Source organism: Aquihabitans sp. G128 (assembly GCF_019048865.1).
In the GTDB taxonomy this organism is placed as follows: domain Bacteria; phylum Actinomycetota; class Acidimicrobiia; order Acidimicrobiales; family Iamiaceae; genus Aquihabitans.
The window spans coordinates 926,033-948,414 of sequence record NZ_CP077604.1 but is presented as its reverse complement, the minus strand read 5'-3'; the positions used below and the strand labels follow the sequence as shown (position 1 = coordinate 948,414).

Sequence of the window (22,382 nt, the reverse complement as noted above, 5' to 3'; positions counted from 1 at the left end):
CAGCGAGCGTGACCGACGCAGCAGGCTCCGACCCGCCACGCCGCCTGGTGGGTGCGGTCCTGTGCGGCGGCGCCAGCCGACGGATGGGAGCCGACAAGGCCCTGGTCGAGGTCGAGGGCGTGCCCATGGCGGCGCGGGTGGCGGCCGCCCTGCGCGCCGCCGGCGCCCACCACGTGGTGCTGGTGGGCGGCGACCCGTCCTGGTCGGCCATCCTCGGTCTCGACCAGGTGCCGGACCGCTGGCCCGGCCAGGGCCCGCTCGGTGGCCTGGCCACCGCCCTGCTCGCCGCCTGCGAGCACGACGGCGGGCACGACGATGCCCCTGACCTGGTGGTCCTCGTCGCCGCGTGCGACCAGCCGTGGCTCGACGGCCCGTCGCTGCAGTCGCTGGCGGCGGCCCTGGATGCCGCCCCGGAGGCGGTCGCCGCCCTGTCGGCCGTCCCTGACGACGGTCGCCGCAACCCGTTCCCCGCCGCCTGGCGCGCCGCCGAGGGCCCACGGCTGGCGGCGCTGGTCGACGGCGGGGCCCGGCGCGCCGACGCCGCCACGGACGACGTGCCCACGGTGGCGGTGCTGCTCGCCGCCGCCGTGGTGGCGGACGTCGACCGCCCCGAGGACCTCGACCCCAGGTCCTGAGGCCCACGTCGCCCCGTCGACGGCGCAGCAGCGCTCCGGAGCTCCAGCAGACCCCACCGTCGGCGTCCTGAAGCGCAGGTCGCGCCCCGGTGACGCACGGCCGCTCCGAAACCCCGGAGGCGCTGAACGGGGCGGACGATGCCGCTGACCAGGGCCGATGCCGCCTGGCCCTGCCTGGTCGCGGCCGGTTCGGGCGGTTCCGGGACGACCGGTCCCGTACACTGGGCCGGCAAGCAGACAGCCGACCGCACCCGGAGCAGACCGTGGACGTCCCCGAGATCGACATCGCCGAAGCCGCCCGTCGCCACGCCGAGGGCACCCCGGTGTTCGACGTGCGTGAGCCCGACGAGTACGTCGAGGGCCACGTGCCCGGTGCGCCGCTCGTCCCGCTGGGCACCGTCGCCGACCGGGTCGGCGAGTTCCCGACCTCCGGAGAGGTGCTCATCATCTGCAAGCTCGGCGGCCGGAGCCGGAAGGCGGCCGAGATCCTCCGGGCCCAGGGCGTCGACGCGGTGAACGTCGCCGGCGGGACCATGGCGTGGATCGACGAAGGCCATCCGGTCGTCACGGGCGAGGAAGCCGGCGCCGGAGCGTGAGCCGGGGCACCGACGACCGCCCGCAGGCCGAGCTGCCCGAGGCCCGCTGGGTCGACACCGACGCCGGCCTGGCCGAGATCGTCGCCGAGCTGGTGGAGCAACCGGCGTTCGGCGTCGACACCGAGTTCCACCGGGAGAAGACCTACTACCCGCAGCTCGCCCTGGTGCAGCTGTCGTGGAACGACGAGCGGGCGCTGGTCGACCCGCTCGCCATCTCGCTCGAGCCGTTCGCCGCCGCCCTCACCAGCCCGGCCACCGTCGTCATGCACGCCGCCAGCCAGGACCTCGAGGTCCTGCACCGAGCCTGCGGGGTGCTGCCCCGGGACCTGTTCGACACCCAGCTGGCCGCCAGCTTCGTCGGCCACTCGCTGCCGGCCCTCTCGGCGCTGGTCGACCGCTTCTACGGCGTGCACCTCCCCAAGGGCGACCGCCTCACCGACTGGCTGCGGCGCCCCCTGAACGAGGACCAGCGCACCTACGCGGCGTCAGACGTCGAGTTCCTCCTGGGCCTCCAGGCCAAGCTCACCGCCGAGCTCGAGGAGCGGGGCCGCCTGCAGTGGGCGCTCGACGAGTGCGAGGCCCTCCGGCAGAAGGGCCAGGTCATCCGAGACCCCGAGGACGCCTGGCTGCGCATCAAGGAAGCCCGATCGCTCCGGGGCGAGACCGCCGCGGTGGCCCAGGCCCTCGCCGCCTGGCGCGAGCGTCGGGCCGCCGAGCTCGACCAGCCGGTGCGCTTCGTGCTGTCGGACCTCGCCATCGTCGGCATCGCCCAGCGTCGCCCGAAGACCGCAGCGGACCTCGGTCGCATCCGTGGCGTCGACGAGCGCCACGCCAAGGGCAAGATCGGCGAGGCCGTGCTGGCGGCGGTGGCCGAGGGCCGCGAGCAGGAGCCGCCGAAGGCGTCCGGCCCGTCCCACGAGCTCGACCGCAAGCTGCGCCCCGCCGTCGCCCTGGTGGCGGCCTGGGTCAGCCAGCTGTCGCGCGACCTGGAGATCGAGACCTCCATGGTCGCCACCCGCAACGACATCGAGGCGCTCCTCGCCGGCGCCCCCGGCGCCCGCCTCACCAAGGGCTGGCGGGCCGAGCTGGTGGGCGAGCGCATCCGCCGCCTCGTCGAGGGCGAAGCCGCCCTCGCCTTCGACGGCAAGGGCAACCTCCTCCTCGAGGACCGCGCCAAGCCCTCCGACTGACCCGACGAGCCACCGCCCACCTCGTCGAACCGGGTTGGGACCTGGTCGTCCCAGCGACCGCGTTCCAACCCACTTCGCCCGGGGTGCCGGGTGGGTCAGGGGCGGCGGAGGACGAGCGCCTGGTCGGGGGCGAGCTCGGCCGGAGCGGGTGCGCCTTCGCCGGTGCCGTCGCTGGCCACGGCGACGGTCCAGCCGTCGGCGAGGGCCGCCACGTCGACGGGCTGGTCGGTGAAGTTCACCAGGAGGCGTCGGGCGTCGCCGCCGTCGACGCGGTCCCACGCCACCACGCCGTCGGGCGCGTCGAGCAGGACCTGGTCGCCCACCTGGAGGGCGGTCGACCCGTGGCGCTCGGCGAGGAGGCGCCGGTAGAGGTGGAGGATCGAGCCCTCGTCGGCGCGGAGGGCCTCGGCGTTGCGGTGCTCGGCGTCGGGCGGCCAGGGGAGCCAGGCGTCGGGGGTGCCCCACCCGTGGTCGGCGGCGCCGGTCCACGGCACCGGCGCCCGGCAGCCGTCGCGGCCGCCGGGGTCGACCACGCGGTCCTCCGGCACCACGGCGTCTTCCAGGCCCAGCTCCTCGCCGGCGTAGAGGAACGGCGTGCCGCGCAGGCCGAGCAGGAGCACGGCGGCGGCCCGGGCCCGCGCCTCGCTGCCGTAGCGCGTGCGGTGCCGGACCTGGTCGTGGTTCGAGAGCACCCACGACGGCCAGCCCTGGGGCTCGATCTCGCGGACCACCTCGTCGATGCGGTAGCGCCACAGCCCGGCGTCCCACGGCGTGAACAGCGGGGGGAAGTTGAAGGCCAGGTGCAGGCCCTGGCCGCCGTCGTAGTAAGACGCCACCAGGGCGGTGTCGAGCAGGAAGACCTCGCCCACCATCATGCGGTCGCCGTCGTACTCCTCGAGCACCGAGCGCAGGCCGCGCACGATCTCGTAGGTGCTCTCGTGGTGGTTGAGCGCCGAGTGGGGGATGGGCAGCAGCTCGGGGGCGTCGTCGACCAGGTCGGGGTCCTTGCCCAGCGCGTGGAGCACGTCCATCCGGAACCCGTCGACGCCGCGGTCGAGCCAGAAGCGCAGCACGCCGTGCATGGCGGCCACCACCTCCGGGTTGCGCCAGTTCAGGTCGGGCTGCTCGGGGAGGAAGAGGTGGAGGTACCACTGGTCGGTGGCGGGGTCGAGGGTCCAGGTGGGGCCGTCCTCGGTCCACGTCTGGATCCAGTTGTTCGGCGGTGCGCCGTCGGCGGTGGGCTCGCGCCAGACGTACCAGTCGCGCTTCTCGGCGTCGCGAGACGCCCGGGCCTCCTGGAACCAGGGGTGCTGGTCGGAGGTGTGGTTGGGCACCCAGTCGACGATGACCTTGATGCCTCGCTCGTGGGCATCGGCCACCAGGGCGTCGAAGTCGGCGAGGGTGCCGAAGAGCGGGTCGACGTCGCAGTAGTCGCTGACGTCGTAGCCGAAGTCGGCCATGGGGGAGCGGTAGAAGGGCGACAGCCAGATGGCGTCGACGCCGAGCCAGGCGAGGTTGTCGAGCTTGGCCCGGATGCCCTGGAGGTCGCCCACCCCGTCGCCGGTCGCGTCGGCGAAGGACCGGGGGTAGATCTGGTAGACGACGGCGGACTGCCACCACGGAGCGCTCATGGCCGGCCACCCTACCGACGGGCCACCTCGCCGTCGGGTGGCATGGGCGGCCGTGTCACCTCATGGCCACACAACGGTTCTCCGAGGTCACGGGGCCCAACTGTGGGTTGGGGACCTCCTCTCGCTACACTTGCCCTTCGGATTACGTCATCTCTCGGGAGTGTGGCCCGTGAAAAAGGGTCGTCATCGCCGATACGAAGAAGCTCGGTCGCTGAAGCGTTCATCGGAGCCAACGTTCAACGACCTGATCGATCGGGCCGATGAGCAATCGTGCCCCGAGTGCGATGCAGCGCCCGGCCACGACCATGCGTCGTGGTGCTTGGCCGAATCGGCACAGAAGGAGAAGGAGTCGGACGGCTGGGGCTGACCCCCGCCTCCGTGCCCTGATCCCCCGCCGCTTGCACACCTGCGAGCGGCACGCTTCAACGTCAGTTTTGGAAGGTACTTCCCGTGTCATTCGCCGCGCTTCGCAACGTCGCCCTCGTGGCGCACGTCGACCATGGCAAAACCACCCTGGTCGACGCCCTGCTGCGCTCCACCGGCGTGTTCAACGCCCACCAGTCCGACCACCTCGTGGATCGGGTCATGGACTCCAACGACCAGGAGCGGGAGCGGGGGATCACCATCCTCGCCAAGGCGGCCTCGGTCCAGTGGGGCGACATCAAGATCAACCTGGTCGACACCCCGGGCCACGCCGACTTCGGCGGTGAGGTCGAGCGCTCGCTCGAGCTCGTCGACGGCGTCGTGCTGCTGGTCGACGCCGCCGAGGGGCCGCTGCCCCAGACCCGATACGTGCTGTCGAAGGCCCTGGCCGCCGGCCTCCCCGCCATCCTCGTCCTGAACAAGGTCGACCGGCAGGACGCCCGCCCCGAAGAGGTGCTCGACGAGGTCTACGAGCTGTTCATGGACCTCGGCGCCTCCGACGACGACATCGAGTTCCCGATCATCTCGGCCATCGCCCGGGACTCCAAGGCCGTCGTCGGCATCGGCATGCCGGGCGAGGGCGACGACCTCACCCCGCTGCTGCAGTGCATCGTCGACAACGTCCCCGAGCCCCAGGTCGACAAGGACGGTCCCCTCCAGGCCATCGTCACCAACCTGGACGCCTCGGACTACCTCGGCCGCCTCGCCATCGGCCGCGTCATGCGCGGCACCATGCGCAAGGGCGAGCGGGTGGCCCTGCTCGACGAGGAGGTGCTCGAGGGCGGCAAGCCCGTCGAGCGCAAGCTCGGCAGCCTCATGGGCTTCACCGGCATCAGCCGCGACGACGTCGACGAGCGCGTCGCCGGCGACCTGTTCGTGGTCGCCGGCTTCCCCGAGGTCGAGATCGGCGACACCATCGCGGATCCGTCGAACCCCGAGCCGCTGCCCCGCCTGAGCGTCGACGAGCCCGTGCTGCGCATGACCTTCGGCGTGAACACCTCGCCCGAGGCCGGCAAGGACGGCAAGTACCTCACCTCGCGCCACCTGCGCGACCGCCTCAACCGCGAGATCCTCGGCAACGTGTCCATCCGCCTGGAGGACACCGACTCGCCCGACGTGATCGAGGTCGCCGGCCGGGGCGAGCTCCAGCTCGCCGTGCTCATCGAGACGATGCGCCGGGAGGGCTACGAGCTGCAGACCAGCCGGCCCGAGGTCATCGTCAAGGACATCGACGGCAAGCGCCACGAGCCGCTCGAGCGGGGCGTCTGCGACGTCCCCGAGGAGCACGTCGGCACCGTCACCCAGGCCCTGGCGCCGCGGAAGGGCCGGGTCACCGACCTCCGCCCCGGCGACGCCGGCCGCACGGTCATCACCTTCGAGGCGCCGGCCCGTGGCCTCATCGGCTTCCGTGGCCTCCTGCTCACCGCCAGCCGCGGCACCGCCCTGCTGCACACCCACCACGCCGGCTGGATGCCGTGGGTGGGGGACCTGCCGCACCGCCAGGGCGGCGCCATGATGGCGGACCGCACCGGCACCACCACGGCCTACGCCCTCGACAACCTGCAGTCGCGCGGCACCCTGTTCGTGGGCCCGGGCGAGACGGTCTACGAGGGCATGGTCGTGGGCGAGAACTCCCGCCCGGACGACATGATGATCAACGTCGTCCGCGAGAAGCAGAAGACCAACATCCGGACCCACTCGGCCGACGAGGCCATCAAGCTGGTCCCGCCGAAGGTCCCCACGCTCGAGTCGGCCATCGAGTTCATCGCCGAGGACGAGCTGGTCGAGGTCACCCCCTCGAACATCCGCATCCGCAAGCGGATCCTCAAGGAATCGGATCGCCGCCGCACCAAGCGGTAGCGGCCCCGGCGCCGTCGGCGCGGCAGCACCTGTCCGGACGACCCGGGGCCCCGGCCCCGGGTCGTCCCGCTCAGGACCGGCTGCGCACCGCCGGGTGGGGGAGGAAGACCGGCGTGCCGGCCGACGCCGTGCGGCGGTCGAGGTGGGCGGCGAGCAGCTCGAAGGCGGCCTCGTTGGTGATGGTGCGCAGCTCGTCGGCCAGCTCGCGGTAGACGGGCTGGGTGCCCCCCGAACGCGTCGTCGCTCTCGGTGCACCACCAGTGGAAGTCCAGGCCGCCCTCGCCCCAGTCGCGCCGCTTCCACTCGCTGATCGTCGAGGTGACCCAGCCGTTGCCGTCGGTCTCGTCGCTGCGGCGAAGGGGCAGCTGCCAGCAGACCTCGGGCATGAGGTCCAGGTGGCGCTGGCCGGCCGCCGCCGCGGCGTGGTGGAAGGCGCAGCCGAGGCCGTCGCCGTCGAAGCCGGGCCGGTTGAGGAAGATGCAGGCGTCCTCGACGAGGCGGGTGGTGGTGTCGCCGTCGTCGTTGGTGCCGATCACGCCCTCGGCCCGCCCGATGTCGCGGAACTGCCACTGGCTGGCGGTGAGGCGCTCGGCCATCTGCTCGGTGTGGGCGATGTCCTCCGGGCCGGTGAAGTGGGCGCCGTAGGAGCAGCAGCCCTGGACGGCTTCGGAGTAGTCCTCGGTGAGCACGCCCTTGCAGCCGTTGCCGAAGATGCAGCTCCAGTTGCTGGTGAGGAAGGTGACGTCGAAGACCCACGTGCGCTGCTCGTCGGGATCCTCGAACGAGACCCATTCATGGAGGTCTTCGGGCTCGGGCACGGCGAGACGCTAGCGGTCGCCACCGCCGGGCCGACCACCCCGGGCGGGTGAAGTGCGGCACTACCCTCCGGCGATGGACGAGCGGCTGCGGTTCGGGACCCCCGAGGACCTCGACGGGATCTGGGACGTGTTCCACCTCGGCTTCGGGGCCAAGGACGCCGATCGCGAGCTCTGGACCGCGGGGCTCGACACGCGCCGGGCCCTGGTGGCCACCGATGCGCATGGCGCGATCACCGCCGCCTCGCACATCCGCCCGTTCCGCCAGTGGTTCGGCGGGCGAGCGGTGCCCCTCGCCGGGTACTCGCCGGTGGCGGTCCTGCCCGAGCACCGGGGCCAAGGGCTCGGGCGAGCCGTCACCGCCGGCCACTTCGCCGACCTCCGTGATCGAGGCGAGGTGATCGCCGGGCTCTTCCCGGCCTCGGTGCAGCTCTACCGGTCCGTGGGCTTCGAGCTGGCCGGCTCCTACGTCCACCGCCGCCTGCCCGCTGCGCTGCTCGGCGCCCTCCGCCCCGCCGAGCCGGCGGCGGTGCGCCGGGGCCGCATCGCCGACGTCGCCGCGGTCCACCGCTGCTACGACCGCCTCAGCCGACGCATCGACGGCGCCGTCACGCGCGACGGGCCGTGGTGGTCCCGGCGGCTCCCGCCCGACCTGGCCGACACCGTGCTCTACGTCATCGACCACCCGACCGAGGCCGGCGAGCTCGACGGCTACGCCAGCTACCGCATGGCCTCGGCCCGCCCGCCGTACGACTACTCGGTCGTGGTGTCCGAGGTGCAGGCGGCCACCGCCGATGGGCTGCGGGCGCTGTGGCGCACCGTGGGCAGCTCCGGCTCGCAGGCGCCCGACGTCGACGTCATCGGCGCCGGCGAGGACCCGCTCTTCCTGCTCCTGGGCGGCGCCGACCCCACGTCGGTGCGCAGCGAGATCCGCTGGATGCTCCGCCTCGTCGACGCGGCCGGCGCGGTGGCGGCACGGGGCTGGAGCCCCGTGCTCCGGGGCCGGGTCGACCTGGCCATCGCCGATGACCACGCGCCCTGGAACGCCGGGCCCTGGCAGCTGGAGGTCGAGGGTGGCGAGGCTCGCCTCACCCCGGGCGGCGCCGGCACCGTGGAGATCAGCATCCAGGGCCTGTCGAGCTGGTGGGCGGGCTACGCCTCGGCGCGCACGCTGTCCACCACCGGCCACCTCCGCACGGCCGACGAGCAGGCGCTGGCCACGCTCGACGGCCTCGGGGCGAGCAGCGCCCCCACCCTCGTCGACTTCTACTGACGCGGACCGCCGACCAGCGCCGGGAGGGCAGGCGGGCGGCGCTCAGTCGTCGTAGGCCTCGCGGGAGTTCGGCTCCTCGAGGAGCTGGATGGCCTTGACGATCGACCGGCGGGCCCGCGTGAGGCGCTTCTCGTCGACCGGGATCTCGGTGCCGCCGGCATCGATCGACTCGCGCAGCCGGGTGATGGCCAGGTCGGCCATCTCCTCCTCGATCGCTTCCAACCGCGCCTTGATGTCCTCGAACTCGCCAGCCATGGGCTCCAGTCTCGCGCCCCCCGGTGACGTTCCGGTTCGCCCGAGGCTTCGAACCGGGTGGGTTCTTCCGGGGCGGGGCCCCGAGATCTCCGCCCGGTTCGCCCGAGGCTTCGAACCGGGTGGGTTCCTCGGGGGCGGGGGCCCGAGATCTCCGCCTTGTTCGCCCGAGGGTCAGGTAGGGTGGGCGACCTCGGCGGGTGGGGCGGGGGCGTCGGGGGCGGATCCGAGGGCGTTGACGGCCCGGATGAGGCGGTGGAGGCCGCCGACGCGGTGCTGGTCGAGCGAGAGGACCAGGCGGGGGAGGTGCTCCTGGTCGTGGCTGGAGCGCTCGGGCCCGAGAGGTCCGGAGCGCTCGATGCGGCCCTCGACGAGCAGGTCGCCGAACTGCTCGTTCAGCGCGCCGACCTCGGCGTCGGTGGGCTCGGCGCGCAGACGCAGGACGAGGCGCTTGCCGACCCAGCGCAGCGAGTCGTAGTTGCGCCAGAAGCCGACGATCTCGGCCACTGCGGCGTCGACGGAGTCGGTGATGAGCACGCGGTCGAGGTCGTCGGGGGAGACCACGCCGATGGACACGAGCTGCTCGTCGACGAAGCGCTGGAAGCCCTGCCAGAACGTGCCCCCGGGGACGTCGAGCAGCACGATCGGCGTGGGCTCGGCCTTCCCGGTCTGCTGCAGCGTGAGCAGCTCGAAGGTCTCGTCCAGGGTGCCGAACCCGCCGGGGACCGACAGGAAGCCCCGCGACTCCTTCACCAGCATGAGCTTGCGGGTGAAGAAGTACTTCATGGAGACGTGCTTCGGGTCGTCGTGGATGACGTCGTTGGCCCGGGTCTCGAACGGCAGGCGGATGCTCACGCCGATGGAGCGGTCGGCGCCGGCGCCCTCCATGGCCGCCTGCATGATCCCGGGGCCGGCGCCGGTCACCACCATCCAGCCCTGGTCGGCCAGGGCCCTGGCCGCCTCGTGGGCCTGGGCGTAGAGCGGGTCGTCGGTGCGGGTGCGGGCCGAGCCGAAGATGGTGACCTTCGGGACGTCGTGGAACGGGGCGAAGATCCGGAAGGCGTTGCGCATCTCGGCCAGCGCCGAGCTGGTGATCTTGAGGTCCAGGCGGTCGGTGCCGTCGTGGGCCAGCCGCACGGCGGTGGCCAGGATCTCGCCGATCTGGTCGCGGTTGGCCTCGACGCCGGTCGCGTCGAGCAGCTCACGAACCTTGGCGGCGACCTCGTCGCTGAGCTCGTCGGTGGCAGGGGTGGTGGGGTCGCTCATGGCCCCGCCAGCCTGGCACGCGGGGCCCCCGATCCGTGGCCGGGTTCGGGGCCCCGATCAGTCGACGAGGGTGCCGCCGTAGAGCGTGGTGCGCTGCTCCAGGCGACGCCCGAGCGGGGCGACCAGCGCCTCGAAGGCCGCCTCGTCCATGCCCTGGCCATGGCTGGCGCCGGCGGCCCGGGAGATGTTCTCGTCGATGAGGGTGCCGCCGAGGTCGTTGACGCCGGCCTGCAGGAGTTGGCGGACGCCACCGACGCCGAGCTTCACCCAGGAGGCCTGGATGTTGTCGATGAAGCCGTGATAGGCGATGCGGCCCACGGCGTGCATGAGCACCACCTCGCGCCACGTGGGGCCCCGGCGGGCGTTGCGCTGCAGGTAGATCGGCGATGCCATGTGGACGAAGGGCAGCGGCACGAACTCGGTGAAGCCACCGGTCTCGGCCTGGAGGTCCCGGGTCCGCACGATGTGCTTGGCCCAGGAGCGGGGGTGCTCGATGGAGCCGAACATGATGGTGACGTTCGAGCGCAGTCCCACCTGGTGGGCGGTGCGGTGGGCGTCGAGCCACTCCTCGGTGTTGACCTTGTCGGCGCAGAGGACGGCTCGCACCTCGTCGTCGAGGATCTCCGCCGCGGTGCCGGGCAGCGTGGCGAGGCCCACGTCCATGAGCCGACGCAGGTAGTCGGCCAGCGGCTCGCCGAGGCGCTTGGCGCCCTCGGTGACCTCCAGGGCGGTGAAGCCATGGACGTGCATGTCGGGCACGGCGGCCTTCACGGCCCGGGTGACGTCGATGTAGTAGTCGCCGTCGAACTTGGGGTGGATGCCGCCCTGCAGGCAGACCTCGGTGGCGCCCATGGCCTTGGCCTCGACGGCCCGCTCGGCGATGTCGTCGAGGGTGAGGAGGTACGGCGTGCCCCGCAGGTTCAGCGAGAGCGGGCCCTTGGAGAAGCCGCAGAACTTGCACTTGAACGTGCAGACGTTGGTGTAGTTGATGTTGCGGTTCGACACCCACGTGACCGCGTCGCCGATGACCTGGCGGCGCAGCTCGTCGGCCAGCGCGACCACGGCCCCCACCTCGCGGCCCCGGGCGCTGAACAAGGTGGTGATCTGGTCCTCGTCGGGCACCTGGCCCAGGCGGACGCCGTCGAGCACCTCGGCGATGGGGCCGGTGGCGCGGGCGCCGGCGATGGGGATGAGCGTGGGCGGCTCGCCCTCGGTGCCCACGTACCACTGGCTCGAGCGTCGGCCGACCAGGATCACCTCTGCTCCGTCGCCGACGTTCTGGATCTCGCCGACCTTCTGCGGGTACACGGCGCCGGCGTCGTCGCGGGCCAGGCCCTCGGCGTCGGAGCGGTCCTGCACGGCGAAGTGCAGGTCCGGGTGCAGCCAGCGCACCGGCTCCGTGGCGTAGTCGGGGTAGATCGTGAGCCGCGGGGCGAGCTCGAAGCCGGCCTCCTGGGTGACCGAGCGCAGGCGCTCGAGGTCGGGCCAGGGCCGCTCGGGGTTCACGTGGTCGGCCGTGACAGGAGAGACGCCTCCCCAGTCGTCGATGCCGGCGTCGAGCAGGAAGCCGAAGTCGTCGCTGAGGTTGGGCGGGGCCTGGAGGTGGACCTCGGGCGGCAGGATCAGCCGGGCGAGGGCGATGGCCTCCAGGTAGGTGTCCGGCGGGCAGGGGGCGGCGGCGTGCATCGACGTGCCGTCCTTCGGCAGGAAGTTCTGGACGATCACCTCCTGCACGTGGCCCCAGCGGGCGTGGCTGGCGGCGATGGCCTCGAGGGCCTCGATGCGGTCGGCCCGGCTCTCGCCGATGCCCACCAGGATCCCGGTGGTGAACGGGATGCCCAGGCGGCCGGCCGACTCGAGGGTGGCGAGGCGCCGATCCGGCTCCTTGTCGGGGCTGCCGCGGTGGGCGGCGAGCTCGGCGTTGAGCGACTCGAGCATCATCCCCTGCGACGGCGACACCGCCCGCAGCTGGGCCAGCTCCGGCTCGTAGAGGGCACCGGCGTTGGCGTGGGGGAGCAGGCCGGTCTCGTCGAGGACCAGCTTGGCCATGGCGGCCAGGTAGTCGACCGTGGAGGCGTAGCCGTGCTCGGCCAGCCAGGTGGCGGCGATCGGGTAGCGCTCCTCGGGGCGCTCGCCCAGGGTGAAGAGCGCCTCGTGGCAGCCGGCGGCAGCCCCCTGCCGGGCGATGCGCAGCACCTGCTCGGGCGTGAGGTACGGCGCCTCGAGGCGGGCGGGCGGCTGGGCGAAGGTGCAGTAGCCGCACTTGTCCCGACACAACATGGTGAGCGGGATGAAGACCTTCGGGGAGAAGGTCACCCGGGTGCCGTGGTGCTGGTCTCGGACGGCTCGCGCCCGAGCCATGAGCTCGGGAAGGGGCAGGTCCCAGGAGGGGTCGCTGGGGAGCGGCATGGACGGCACGTTACCGGCGGGCCGGCTCGGACCGGCGCGCCCCGGCGCGGACGGCGACCGCGCCGCTCAGGACGGGAGCAGGGACGCTGCGGCGTGGTCGACCAGCCACACCACCCGGTCGGCCTCGATGCGGGCTGCGGGCAGGTCGTCGCCCGCGGCGACGGCAGCCAGCGCCTCGGCCTTCGCCTCGCCGGCGACTGTGACCACCACCAGGTTGGCGCGGGCGATGCCGGCCAGGGTGAGGGTCATGCGCTGGTACGGGTTGGTCCCGAGCGGGTCGTCGTTCATGGCCACCAAGCGGCCCGGGTCGGCATCGAGGGCCGCAGAGTGGGGGAACAGCGAGGCGGTGTGGCCGTCGGGACCGAGGCCCAGGTGCACCATGTCGATCCGGCCCAGGTCACCGAGGCGCAGCTGGTACGGATCGGGCCCCTCGGTGCAGCGCATCAGGTGGGTGGCGTTGGCGGCGCCCACCCGATCGAGCAGCGCCTCGCGAGCCAGCCGGTAGTTCGAGTCGACGTGGTCGTGGGGGACGCAGCGCTCGTCGCCCCAGTAGACGTCGACCTTCCACCAGTCGATCTGGCTCCCGGCGGCGCCGGCGAGGTGCTCGTAGCAGTCGCGGGCGGTGCTGCCGCCGGACAGGGCGATGGAGAAGGTGTCGAGCGGGCGGGTGCGGAACGCGTCGATGACCCGGCCGGAGAAGGCCGCAGCCACGTCGTCGACGAGCACCAGGTCACCGGGGATGGCCATGGGCGCCTAGGCCTCTCCGCGCAGGTCGGCGGCCTTCTCGCCCAGCGAGGCGATGAGCTCGTCGAACGCCTTGGTGAAGGACGCGACGCCCTCCTCCTCGAGCTGGTCGGTGACGTCGTCGAGGTCGACGCCGACCCCTGCGAGGTCGGCCAGCACCTGGCGGGCCGCTCCGAGGTCGGCGTCGGCGGTGCGGGCGACGGTGCCCTGCTCGTCGAAGGCGTCGAGGGTGGCCTCGGGCATGGTGTTCACCGTGTCGGGGGCGATCAGCGTGTCGACGTAGAGGGTGGGCGGGTAGCTCGGGTCCTTGGTGGAGGTGCTGGCCCACAGCGGGCGCTGCACCTTGGCTCCCTTGGCGGCGAGGGCTTCCCAGCGGGGGCCGGAGAACTTCTCCAGGAACAGCTCGTAGGCGAGCTGGGCGTTGGCCACCGCGGCCTTGCCCTTGAGGGCGAGAGCCTCGGGGGTGCCGATGGCCACCAGCCGCTTGTCGACCTCGGCGTCGACCCGGCTGACGAAGAAGGACGCCACGCTCGACACCGGGGCGAGGTCGCCGTCGAACGCCTCGAGGCCGGCGAGGTAGGCCTCGATCACAGCTTCGTAGCGGCTGAGGCTGAACAGCAGGGTGACGTTCACGCTCTTGCCGGCGCCGATGACGGCCTGGATGGCCGGGAGCCCCTCGGCGGTGCCGGGGATCTTCACGTAGAGGTTCGGCTCGTCGATGCGGGCGTGCAGGTCGAGTGCCGAGGCGGTGGTGCCCTCGGTGTCCCGGGCCAGCGAGGGTGCCACCTCGATCGACACGTAGCCGTCGACGCCGTCGCTGGCGTCGTGCACCGGGCGGAAGAGGGCGAGGGCGTCCTCGATGTCGGTGACGGCCATGGACCAGAAGCAGTCCTCCACCGAAGCGCCGTCGGCCAACAGCGAGCGGAACTGGTCGTCGTAGACGGCCTGGCCGGTCATCGCCTTCTGGAAGATCGACGGGTTCGAGGTGACGCCTCGGACGCCGCGCTCGATCCAGCGGGCCAGCTCGCCCTCGTGGATCCAGTCGCGGCGCAGGTTGTCGAGCCACGGGCTCTGGCCGCCCTCGTCGTGCAGGTCCTGCAGCTTGGTCATGTCGGCGTCTCCGGCGGAAGGGGGTGGGGGGGATCGGGCGGAAGGGGAGGGTCAGTCGACCTCGTCGAGGAGGGCCTGGGCCCGCTCGACGACGTTCTCCGGGCTGATGCCGAGCTCGGCCAGCACGGTGCCACCGGGAGCGGAGGCGCCGAAGCGGTCGATGCTCACGGTGTCGTCGGCCCAGCGGTCCCAGCCGAACGAGACGCCGGCCTCCACCGCGAGGGTGGGGACCTCACCGGGCAGGACCTCGGCCTGGTAGGCCTCGTCCTGGTCGTCGAAGTCCTCCCAGCAGGGCATGGAGACCACGCGGACGGTGAGGGCGTCCTCGGCGAGGCGCTTCGCGGCGTCGACGCAGACCCAGACCTCGGACCCGGTGCCGACCAGCACGAGGTCGGGCAGGTCCTCGGCCTCGGGACCGAACTCGGCGAGCACGTAGGCGCCCCGGCTCACGCCGTCGTTCCCGGCGGTGCCCTCGAGGACGGGGAGGTCCTGTCGGCTCAGCACCAGGGCGGTGGGGCCCGAGTGGTCGATGGCGTCGCGCCACGCGGTGGCGGTCTCGTTGGCGTCGGCGGGCCGGACCACGCGCAGGTCGGGGATGGCCCGGATGGACGCCAGCTGCTCGATGGGCTGGTGGGTGGGCCCGTCCTCGCCGACGCCCACGGAGTCGTGGGTCCAGCTGTAGATGACCTTGTGGTTGGCGATGGAGGCGAGCCGCACCGCGGGCCGCATGTAGTCGCTGAACACGAAGAACGTGCCGCCGACGGGGATCACGCCGCCGTGGCCGGCCATGCCGTTCATGGAGGCGCCCATGGCGTGCTCGCGGATGCCGAAGTGGATCTGGCGGCCGGCGCGCTCCTCCTTGGAGAGGACCTTGGCGCCCTTGAGCTCGGTGCCGGTGTTGCCGGTGAGGTCGGCGCCGCCGCCGACGAGGCCGGGCACGACCTCCGTGAGGGCGGCGAACACCTTGCCGGAGGCCACGCGGGTGGCGACCTTCTCGCCGACCTCCCACGTCGGGAGGGCGTCGGTCCAGCCGGGGAGGCCGGTGTCGGCCAGCACGGCGTCGAGGGTGGCCCGGTCGCCCGTGTAGGCGTCGACCCGTTCCTGCCACGCAGCACGGGTCGCGGCGCCGCGCCGGCCGGCCTCCGCGTAGTAGGCGGCGACGTCGTCGGGCACGAAGAAGGTCTCGTCGGGCGGGAAGCCCATGACCTCCTTGGTGGCGCGGACGTCGTCGTCGGAGAACGCCTTGCCGTGGGCCTTGGGGCTGTCGGTCAGGGTGGGCGAGGGGTAGGCGATGTGGCTGCGCACCATGATCAGCGACGGCTGGTCCTCGACCGCCATGGCGGTGCGGATGGCCGCCTCGAGCACGTCGAGGTCGTTGGCGGCCTCCCCCAGGTTCTGCACGTGCCAGCCGTAGGCCTCGAAGCGCTTGGGCGCATCGTCGGTCAGGGCCAGCTCGGTGGGGCCGTCGATGGTGATGTGGTTGTCGTCGTAGACGTAGACCAGGCGGCCGAGGCCCAGGTGGCCGGCCAGCGAGGCGGCCTCGTGGCTGATGCCCTCCGACAGGTCGCCGTCGCCGCAGATCACGAAGGTGTGGTGGTCGACGACGTCGGGGCCGACCAGGTTGCGCAGGTACTGCTCGGCGATGCCGAAGCCGACGCCGTTGCCGACGCCCTGGCCGAGCGGGCCGGTGGTGACCTCGACGCCAGGGGTGTGGTTGCGCTCGGGGTGCCCGGGGGGTCTTCGAGCCCCACTGGCGGAAGGCCTTCAGGTCGTCGAGCGACAGGTCGTAGCCCGTGAGGTGGAGCATCGAGTAGAGCAGCACCGAGGCGTGCCCGGCCGACAGCACGAACCGGTCCCGGTCGAACCACTCCGGGTCGGTGGGGTCGTAGTCCATGATCCGCGTCCAGAGGACGTGGGCCAGCGGGGCCAGGGCCATGGCCGTGCCCTGGTGGCCGCTGTTGGCGGCCTGGGGCATGTCCATGGCGAGGCCGCGGATCGTGTTGATCGCGCGGAGTTCGAGGTCTTCGGTGGTCATTCGTGGGCTCGGCGGGGTCGGGTCCGGGACCCGGCCACCCTACAGACTGCGGCCGGTCGGCTCAGCGGGCCGCCTCCCCGGAATGCCCAGGTGGGGGTGCACCGAGAACCGGGCGCCCCGCCCGCCTCTCGTGACGCGCGGCACTCACCTGACGGGCCGTCAGATCGTGGCTACGCTGCGCTCCGCACACACGCGAGATAGGCCAGGGGGTCTGCTGTGATCGTCCACGATCGTCTGTACATCGGTGGGGAGCTCGTCGCACCGGCGGGGACCGGCACCATCGACGTCATCAACCCGTTCACCGAAGAGGTCGCGGGCACCGTCCCGGACGCCACCAACGCCGACGTCGACCGCGCCGTCGCCGCCGCCCGGCACACCTTCGACACCACCGACTGGTCCACCCGCCCGGCCTCCGAGCGCGCCGAGATCCTCACCAAGGCCTCGGCCCTCATCAGCGGGCGCATGGACGAGCTGGCCGACCTGATCGCCACCGAGATGGGCAGCCCCAAGGGCTGGGGCATCTTCGGGCAGGTCCTCGCCCCGACGATGATCCTCGACTACTACGCCGGCCTCGGCCAGGAGTACGAGTTCGAGAAGACCCGCGCCGGCCTGTTCGGTCCGGTGGTCGTGCGCCGCGAGCCCATCGGCGTCGCCGCCGCCATCGTGCCGTGGAACGTGCCGATGTTCGAGAACGTGATCAAGATCGCCCCGGCGATCATCGCCGGGTGCACGGTGGTCCTGAAGACGGCGCCGGAGACCCCGCTCGATGCCTACGTGCTCCACGAGATCCTCACCGAGGCCGGCCTCCCGCCGGGCGTGCTCAACATCATCCCCGGCGGTCGCGAGGTGGGCGCCTACCTGGTGACCCACCCGGACGTCGACAAGGTCACCTTCACCGGCTCCAGCGCGGCCGGCATGAAGATCGCCGCAGCCGCCGGCGGCCTGCTGCGCCCGGTGACCCTGGAGCTCGGCGGCAAGTCCGCCGCCATCATCCTCGAGGGCTCCGACCTCGATGCGATCATCCCGCAGATCGTCGACGCCGGCGTGATGAACAACGGCCAGGCGTGCGTGGCCCAGACCCGCATCCTCGCCCCACAGGGCATGTACGACCAGGTGCTCGAGGCCGTGACCGAGAAGGTCGCCGCCCTCGTGGTGGGCGATCCGCTCGACCCCACCACCCAGATCGGCCCGCTCGTGGCCGCCCGCCAGCGCGAGCGGGTGCTCGGCCTCATCGACCAGGGCAAGAACGAGGGCGCCCGCATCACCACCGGTGGCGGCCGCCCCGAGCAGGAGAAGGGCTGGTTCGTCGATCCGACGGTGTTCGGCGACGTCGAGAACTCCATGACCATCGCCCAGGAGGAGATCTTCGGGCCGGTGCTCTCGGTCCTGCCGTACTCCGACGAGGCCAACGCCATCAAGCAGGCCAACGACTCGCTCTACGGCCTGTGCGGCACGGTCTGGGGCACCGATGCCGCCCACGCCACCGACGTCGCCCGCCAGATCAAGACCGGCACCATCGGCGTGAACCACTTCGCCATGGCCTTCAGCGCCCCGTTCGGCGGCTACAAGCAGTCCGGCCTCGGCCGGGAGCTCGGCCCCGAGGGCATGGAGGCCTACCTCGAGACCAAGTCGATCAGCCTCGACCCCGCGGCGGGCTGAGCGGGTCGGATCGACCAAGATCGGGTGCCCGTCCGTCGGGGGGGCGGACGGGCACCCGGTACCCGCTGGCGCCCCGGCGAGCGACGGCCGCCGCCGGTAGCGTCCGGGCACGGCGGTGAACCCGAGGGGAGCGACATGAGCGAGTCCGAGGACCGGCCCTTCGAGCTGGGCGGCATCAACCACCTGGCGCTGGTCTGCCGCGACATGGCCCGGACGGTCGACTTCTACCAGGGCGTGCTCGGCATGCCCCTGGTGAAGACCATCGAGCTGCCCGCCGGCCTGGGCCAGCACTTCTTCTTCGAGTGCGGCGGCGGCGACACCCTGGCGTTCTTCTGGTTCCCCGGCGCGCCCGAGCCCTCGCCCGGCATCAGCGCCCCGGCGTCCCGGCCCGACCGCGGCTCGCTGACCAGCGCCATCGGCTCGATGAACCACGTGGCCTTCTCGGTGCCGCCCGATCGCATGGAGGCCTACCGCGACCGCCTCCGCGCCGCCGGCGTCGAGACCACCGAGATCGCCAACCACGACGACAGCGAGTGGGGCCTGGCGCCGGAGTGGACCGACGAGGTCTACGTGCGCTCGGTCTACTTCCAGGACCCCGACGGGATCCTGCTCGAGCTGGCCGCCTGGACCCGCCCCTTCGGTCCGGGCGACACCGCCGTGGCGCCCAACGGCGCCGTCCGCCCCGCCCCCGGCGAGCTCACCGTCTGACCCCGCGAGGTCCGCTCCGACCTCCGGCCCGGAACAGACGCCCACCCGCCCCACCCCAGCGAACTTTGGGTCCCAGACCCCCGGCGCGCACGGGTGGCAGACCCAAAGGTCCGGGAACACCGCCCCACCCCGGCGAACTTTGGGTCCCAGACCCTTGCGCGCATGGGTGTGAGACCCAAAGTTGCGGGAACACCGCTCCACCCCGGCGAACTTTGGGTCCCGGGCCCTGCGCGCACGGGTGTCAGACCCAGAGTTCGGGGGGGAGGGCGAGGGGGCTAGTCGTCGAAGAGGAGGAGGGTCGTGGTGAAGGCGTGGAGCCAGGGCTTGTCGCCCACGGGGCCGATCTCGCCGGCGCAGAACATCCCCGCCGTGGCGCCGCCGTCGAGGTGGTCGTTGACCACCGTGGCGTCGTGGTCGGGCTCGCCGAAGAGCCCGGCGCCCCGGCTGTCGCAGGTGAACACCAGCGCGGCCCGGCCCTCTTCGCCGGCCAGGGTGGCGCGCAGGTCGAGGTCGGCAGAGTCGGCGTCGCGGACGTGGAACTGGATGGTGGACCCCACCGCCACCTCGGTGCCCACCGCCACCGCACGGGTGGTGCGATCGGCGCCGAGGACGTCGCGGATCAGGAAGTCGCCCTGGGCGAAGGACTCCTGGGTCTCGTCGATGACCACGCCGAGGTGCAGCCCGCGAGCCATCAGCGAGCGGTCCTCGGGGCTGACCGCATCGGCGGTCTCGAGCACGCGGTCGAGCGCCGGGCGGCCGGCGATCTCCTCGATGAGGGTGCCGCTGCTGCGGGTGACGACGAGCGGCTCGCCCACCGGACGGCAGCCCTGCGACACCAGCGCGCGGACCGGCACCCCGGGCGGCAGGTAGATCCCGACGGCACCCCGGTCGACCACGACGTCGTCGGCCACGAGGCGGTTGCCGCCGGCACCGGCGGCGGCCGACGCCAGGCCGCCCACCACCGTCAGCCCGGGGGCGCGGCGCGAGAGCTCCTCGAGGAAGCCGTCGACCGGGAACGAGAAGGGGTCGGCCAGCAGGACGAGGGTGGCCCCGTCGACGGCGACGTCGTCGGTGCCGGTGAGGCGCCAGCCCTCGCCTTCGCGCTCGGCCGAGAAGCGGACCGCCCGAGCGCCGCCGGCTCCGGTGCGGAGCCGACCGCTCCAGCTGGCGGTGAACAGCACCACGGCCGGTCGCTGCTCCACCTCGTGGTCGCCCGCGAGCACCGAAGCCGCCGTGCAGGCCACGAACGCCGCCGGGTGCAGCAGCTCGCGCACCGCGTGGGCGAGGTCCTCGGTGGCGCCGGCGAAGGCGCCGGTGACGAAGAGGACCGCGAGGTCCGGGGCTTCGCCGACCTGGTCGAGGACCTGGCCCACCACCTCGCCGATGGCGTGGGTGGCCAGCGGGTGCTCGGAGATGGCCGCGGCGAAGCCCATGGCGAGGCTCAGGCCGGCGGCAGCAGGGTGTAGGGGACGGTGGTGATCGGCCCGTGGTCGATGCGGACCTCGACCTCCACCGTGCCGTACTCCTCGAACTCCAGCTCGGCCCGCACCAGGCGGTAGGCGAACTTGCCCGGCTCGACCACGAGCGGCTGGACGTTGCGGGCCACCTGCTCGCCGTCGCGCTTGTACACGGCCTCCAGGGCGCCGTCGCCCTTCCCGTCGGGCGGGCACCGGACGAGCACCACCAGGTGCGGCTCGACGGTGACCGGCACGGGCGAGGGAGCAGCCATGGAGAAGTGCACGCCGGTGAGGTCGATCCGGGTGGAGGGCCCGGGAGCGGGGCGGAGCTCGATGTTCTCCATGAACACGGCAGCGACGATGTTCATGTCCATGGCCGTCGACCGTAACGGGTCGCCCCCGCTATCGGACGCGGGTCCCGGCCAGCCACGTGCCCACGCAGGCCCCGTCGGCGTCGAGGGCGGCCAGGTCCGCCCGGGCGCCGGGAGCGATCCGGCCGAGGTCGGACCGGCCGAGCAGGTCCGCCGGCGTGGTGGCCGCAGCGCGGACGGCACCCACCAGGTCGGTGGCGCCCCACGCCACGACGTTGGCGACGGCCCGGTCGAGCGTGAGCGCGCTCCCGGCGAGGGTGCCGTCGGCGAGGCGGGGCGCGGTGCCGTCGTGGTGCATGGTGATGCGCCCGATGGTCCCGGCCCGCCACGCCACCGCATCGGTCACCAGGGCGATGCGACCCGGACCCTTCACCCTGAACGCGAGGCGGACCAGGTCTGGGTGGACGTGGACGCCGTCGGCGATCAGCCCCGCCGCCACCCGATCGTCGAGCAGGGCGGCCACCGCCACGCCGGGGGAGCGGTGGTCGACCCCCGACATGCCGTTGAAGAGGTGCGTGACCATGCGGGCGCCCCGGTCGAAGGCGGCCGACGCCGCCTCGGCCGACGCCGCCGAGTGGCCCACCGACGCGAGCACCCCACGTTCGGTGGCCCAGGCCCACAGGGCGTCGACCCCCTCGCACTCGGCCGCCGCGGTCACCAGGGCGACGTGGGCGGGCAGCGCCTCGAGCCACGCCGGGTCGACGGCCCGGATCAGCTCGGTCGGGTGGGCTCCCGGCTTGCCGCCCAGGAACGGCCCCTCGAGGTGGGCGCCCAGCACCTCCGGGTGCCGGCCGGGACGGGCCGAGGCCTCACCGATGCGGGCGAGCGGTCGGGCGAAGGCGTCGAGCGGCGCGGTGACCAGCGTCGGGCACCAGGCCGTGACCCCCTGGGCAAGCAGCAGGTCGTCGAGGCGGTCCCACCCCTCGCCCCGGGCCGAGGCGACGTCGACGTCGTCGTGGCCGTTCACCTGCAGGTCGACGAGGCCGGGCACCAGGACCTCGTGGTCCACGGGGCCCGCCGCCGGACGCACCTCGACCACGTGCCCACGGTCGTCGACCTCGACGGCGGCATCGGCGGCGATCCGGTCGGGCAGCACGACCTGGCGGGCGGTGATGGCGGGCACGGGCCGACGCTAACCAGGTGGTCTGCGGTCCGGCGGCGCACCGCCGCACCGCCCGCCGCGCCCCTCCAGCCACCCGCAGCGGGCCACCCGCGCCGCAGCCCGCGGCCAGGCGGCCTGGCGACCGGTCCGGTCATTTGCCCCGACCGGAGCCCTAGGCTCCGGACCAATGGCTGCGACGGAACCGGTGCTGAGCACCCGCGAGGCGATCATCGTCGAGGCCCGTCGCTGCTTCGCCGAGCACGGCTACGAGGGCACCTCGCTGAACGTGATCGCCGAGGCGGTGGGCATCCGCCGGCCCAGCCTGCTGCACCACTTCCCCTCGAAGGAAGCCGTGTACGCCGAGGTGTTCCGCATCTCGCTGGGGGAGTGGGCGGTCCGGGTCGAGGACGCGGTCGGCGAGGACCGCCACGGCTGGAAGCAGGTCGACTCCGTCATCACGGCCGGGTTCCGCTTCTTCGAGGAGAACCCCGAGTTCGTCCGCATCGTCCGCCGCGAGGCCCTCGACGGCGGCGCCAACCTCGGCATCGACCTGGGCGCCGCGCTCCGGCCGTTCCTCCAGCGGGCCATGGCCTGGTTCGAGCGGGAGATCGCCGCGGGCAACTTCCGGCGCGTCGACACCGAGCAGCTCCTCATCACCGGCTACAGCGTGATGTTCAGCTACTTCAGCGACATCCCGTTCCTCGAGGGCCTGCTCGACGGCGACCCGCTGGCGCCGGCCGCCACCGAGGCCCGCCTCAACCACATCCGCAACCTGTTCCACGTCGCGCTCTCGCCGACCGCTCCGCTGGGGCCGGGGTGATCGTGGGTGGGTGGCCCCCTGGGGCT

General features: G+C 72.9%; 18 protein-coding genes and 2 pseudogenes. 8 read left to right on the top strand and 12 right to left on the bottom strand.

The window, feature by feature from the left end; genetic code table 11:
- Positions 1-8 precede the first annotated feature (8 nt).
- The 3 genes from KSP35_RS04455 to KSP35_RS04445 all read left to right on the top strand — a co-directional run bounded on the left by KSP35_RS04455 (position 9) and on the right by KSP35_RS04445 (position 2,421).
- The gene (locus KSP35_RS04455; RefSeq protein WP_216999285.1) at positions 9-635 is read left to right on the top strand and encodes a molybdenum cofactor guanylyltransferase; all 627 of its coding nucleotides are present in this window, start codon (positions 9-11) and stop codon (positions 633-635) included.
- A gap of 263 nt (positions 636-898) precedes the next feature.
- Positions 899-1,231, top strand: a complete 333-nt coding sequence (locus KSP35_RS04450) for a rhodanese-like domain-containing protein (protein WP_216999283.1) — start codon at positions 899-901, stop codon at positions 1,229-1,231.
- A complete protein-coding gene (locus KSP35_RS04445) occupies positions 1,228-2,421 on the top strand; it encodes a ribonuclease D (protein ID WP_216999281.1) in 1,194 nt (397 codons plus the stop codon). The genes KSP35_RS04450 and KSP35_RS04445 overlap by 4 nt, the downstream gene beginning before the upstream one ends.
- A 95-nt stretch (positions 2,422-2,516) precedes the next feature.
- Here the strand turns inward: KSP35_RS04445 and KSP35_RS04440 are convergent, their stop codons facing one another.
- Complete coding sequence (locus KSP35_RS04440; protein WP_216999279.1) at positions 2,517-4,052, bottom strand: alpha-amylase family glycosyl hydrolase; 1,536 nt, start codon at positions 4,050-4,052, stop codon at positions 2,517-2,519.
- A gap of 450 nt (positions 4,053-4,502) precedes the next feature.
- Here KSP35_RS04440 and typA point away from each other — a divergent pair, with 450 nt between their 5' ends.
- Entirely contained in the window at positions 4,503-6,335 is a 1,833-nt protein-coding gene (gene typA / locus KSP35_RS04435; RefSeq protein WP_216999277.1) for a translational GTPase TypA, read from the top strand.
- Positions 6,336-7,226: 891 nt separating this feature from the next.
- Positions 7,227-8,423, top strand: coding sequence for an enhanced intracellular survival protein Eis (eis, locus tag KSP35_RS04430; protein ID WP_216999275.1), 1,197 nt, complete (start codon positions 7,227-7,229; stop codon positions 8,421-8,423).
- A 42-nt stretch (positions 8,424-8,465) separates the two neighbouring features.
- On the opposite strand, the gene KSP35_RS04425 is transcribed toward eis, so the two are convergent.
- The 8 genes and pseudogenes from KSP35_RS04425 to KSP35_RS23990 all read right to left on the bottom strand — a co-directional run.
- Positions 8,466-8,678 carry a hypothetical protein gene (locus KSP35_RS04425; RefSeq protein ID WP_216999273.1) on the bottom strand — a complete coding sequence of 71 codons (213 nt, stop codon included), beginning with the start codon at positions 8,676-8,678 and terminating at the stop codon, positions 8,466-8,468.
- Between the two features lie 171 nt (positions 8,679-8,849).
- Positions 8,850-9,941, bottom strand: a complete 1,092-nt coding sequence (locus KSP35_RS04420; protein ID WP_216999271.1) for a TIGR00730 family Rossman fold protein — start codon at positions 9,939-9,941, stop codon at positions 8,850-8,852.
- Between the two features lie 57 nt (positions 9,942-9,998).
- The gene (gene cofH / locus KSP35_RS04415) at positions 9,999-12,350 is read right to left on the bottom strand and encodes a 5-amino-6-(D-ribitylamino)uracil--L-tyrosine 4-hydroxyphenyl transferase CofH (RefSeq protein ID WP_216999269.1); all 2,352 of its coding nucleotides are present in this window, start codon (positions 12,348-12,350) and stop codon (positions 9,999-10,001) included.
- A gap of 66 nt (positions 12,351-12,416) precedes the next feature.
- Positions 12,417-13,097: a 6-phosphogluconolactonase gene (pgl, locus tag KSP35_RS04410; protein WP_216999267.1), complete on the bottom strand. Its 681-nt coding sequence runs from the start codon at positions 13,095-13,097 to the stop codon at positions 12,417-12,419.
- Positions 13,098-13,103: 6 nt separating this feature from the next.
- A complete protein-coding gene (gene tal / locus KSP35_RS04405; RefSeq protein WP_216999264.1) occupies positions 13,104-14,204 on the bottom strand; it encodes a transaldolase in 1,101 nt (366 codons plus the stop codon).
- 51 nt (positions 14,205-14,255) lie between these two features.
- The gene (locus KSP35_RS24000; protein WP_254127183.1) at positions 14,256-14,591 is read right to left on the bottom strand and encodes a transketolase C-terminal domain-containing protein; all 336 of its coding nucleotides are present in this window, start codon (positions 14,589-14,591) and stop codon (positions 14,256-14,258) included.
- Positions 14,592-14,744: 153 nt separating this feature from the next.
- A pseudogene (locus KSP35_RS23995) lies at positions 14,745-15,884 on the bottom strand (transketolase); the annotation flags it as partial.
- Positions 15,885-16,005: 121 nt separating this feature from the next.
- Positions 16,006-16,179: pseudogene (locus KSP35_RS23990) on the bottom strand (hypothetical protein); the annotation flags it as partial.
- Positions 16,180-16,455: 276 nt separating this feature from the next.
- Here KSP35_RS23990 and KSP35_RS04395 point away from each other — a divergent pair.
- Positions 16,456-17,898 carry an aldehyde dehydrogenase gene (locus KSP35_RS04395; RefSeq protein ID WP_216999262.1) on the top strand — a complete coding sequence of 481 codons (1,443 nt, stop codon included), beginning with the start codon at positions 16,456-16,458 and terminating at the stop codon, positions 17,896-17,898.
- Positions 17,899-18,033: 135 nt separating this feature from the next.
- Entirely contained in the window at positions 18,034-18,606 is a 573-nt protein-coding gene (locus KSP35_RS04390) for a VOC family protein (protein WP_216999260.1), read from the top strand.
- A 275-nt stretch (positions 18,607-18,881) separates the two neighbouring features.
- Here KSP35_RS04390 and KSP35_RS04385 read toward each other — a convergent pair whose 3' ends face one another.
- From KSP35_RS04385 to KSP35_RS04375, 3 genes are read right to left on the bottom strand one after another with little or no spacing between them, the layout of a single operon-like run.
- Positions 18,882-20,039, bottom strand: a complete 1,158-nt coding sequence (locus tag KSP35_RS04385; RefSeq protein WP_216999258.1) for an FIST N-terminal domain-containing protein — start codon at positions 20,037-20,039, stop codon at positions 18,882-18,884.
- An 8-nt stretch (positions 20,040-20,047) separates the two neighbouring features.
- Positions 20,048-20,437, bottom strand: coding sequence for a hypothetical protein (locus tag KSP35_RS04380; protein WP_216999256.1), 390 nt, complete (start codon positions 20,435-20,437; stop codon positions 20,048-20,050).
- A gap of 28 nt (positions 20,438-20,465) precedes the next feature.
- Positions 20,466-21,557 carry an N-acetylglucosamine-6-phosphate deacetylase gene (locus KSP35_RS04375; RefSeq protein WP_216999254.1) on the bottom strand — a complete coding sequence of 364 codons (1,092 nt, stop codon included), beginning with the start codon at positions 21,555-21,557 and terminating at the stop codon, positions 20,466-20,468.
- A 166-nt stretch (positions 21,558-21,723) separates the two neighbouring features.
- On the opposite strand from KSP35_RS04375, the gene KSP35_RS04370 reads away from it, so the two are divergent.
- Positions 21,724-22,356, top strand: coding sequence for a TetR/AcrR family transcriptional regulator (locus KSP35_RS04370; RefSeq protein WP_216999252.1), 633 nt, complete (start codon positions 21,724-21,726; stop codon positions 22,354-22,356).
- The last annotated feature ends 26 nt before the right edge of the window (positions 22,357-22,382 follow it).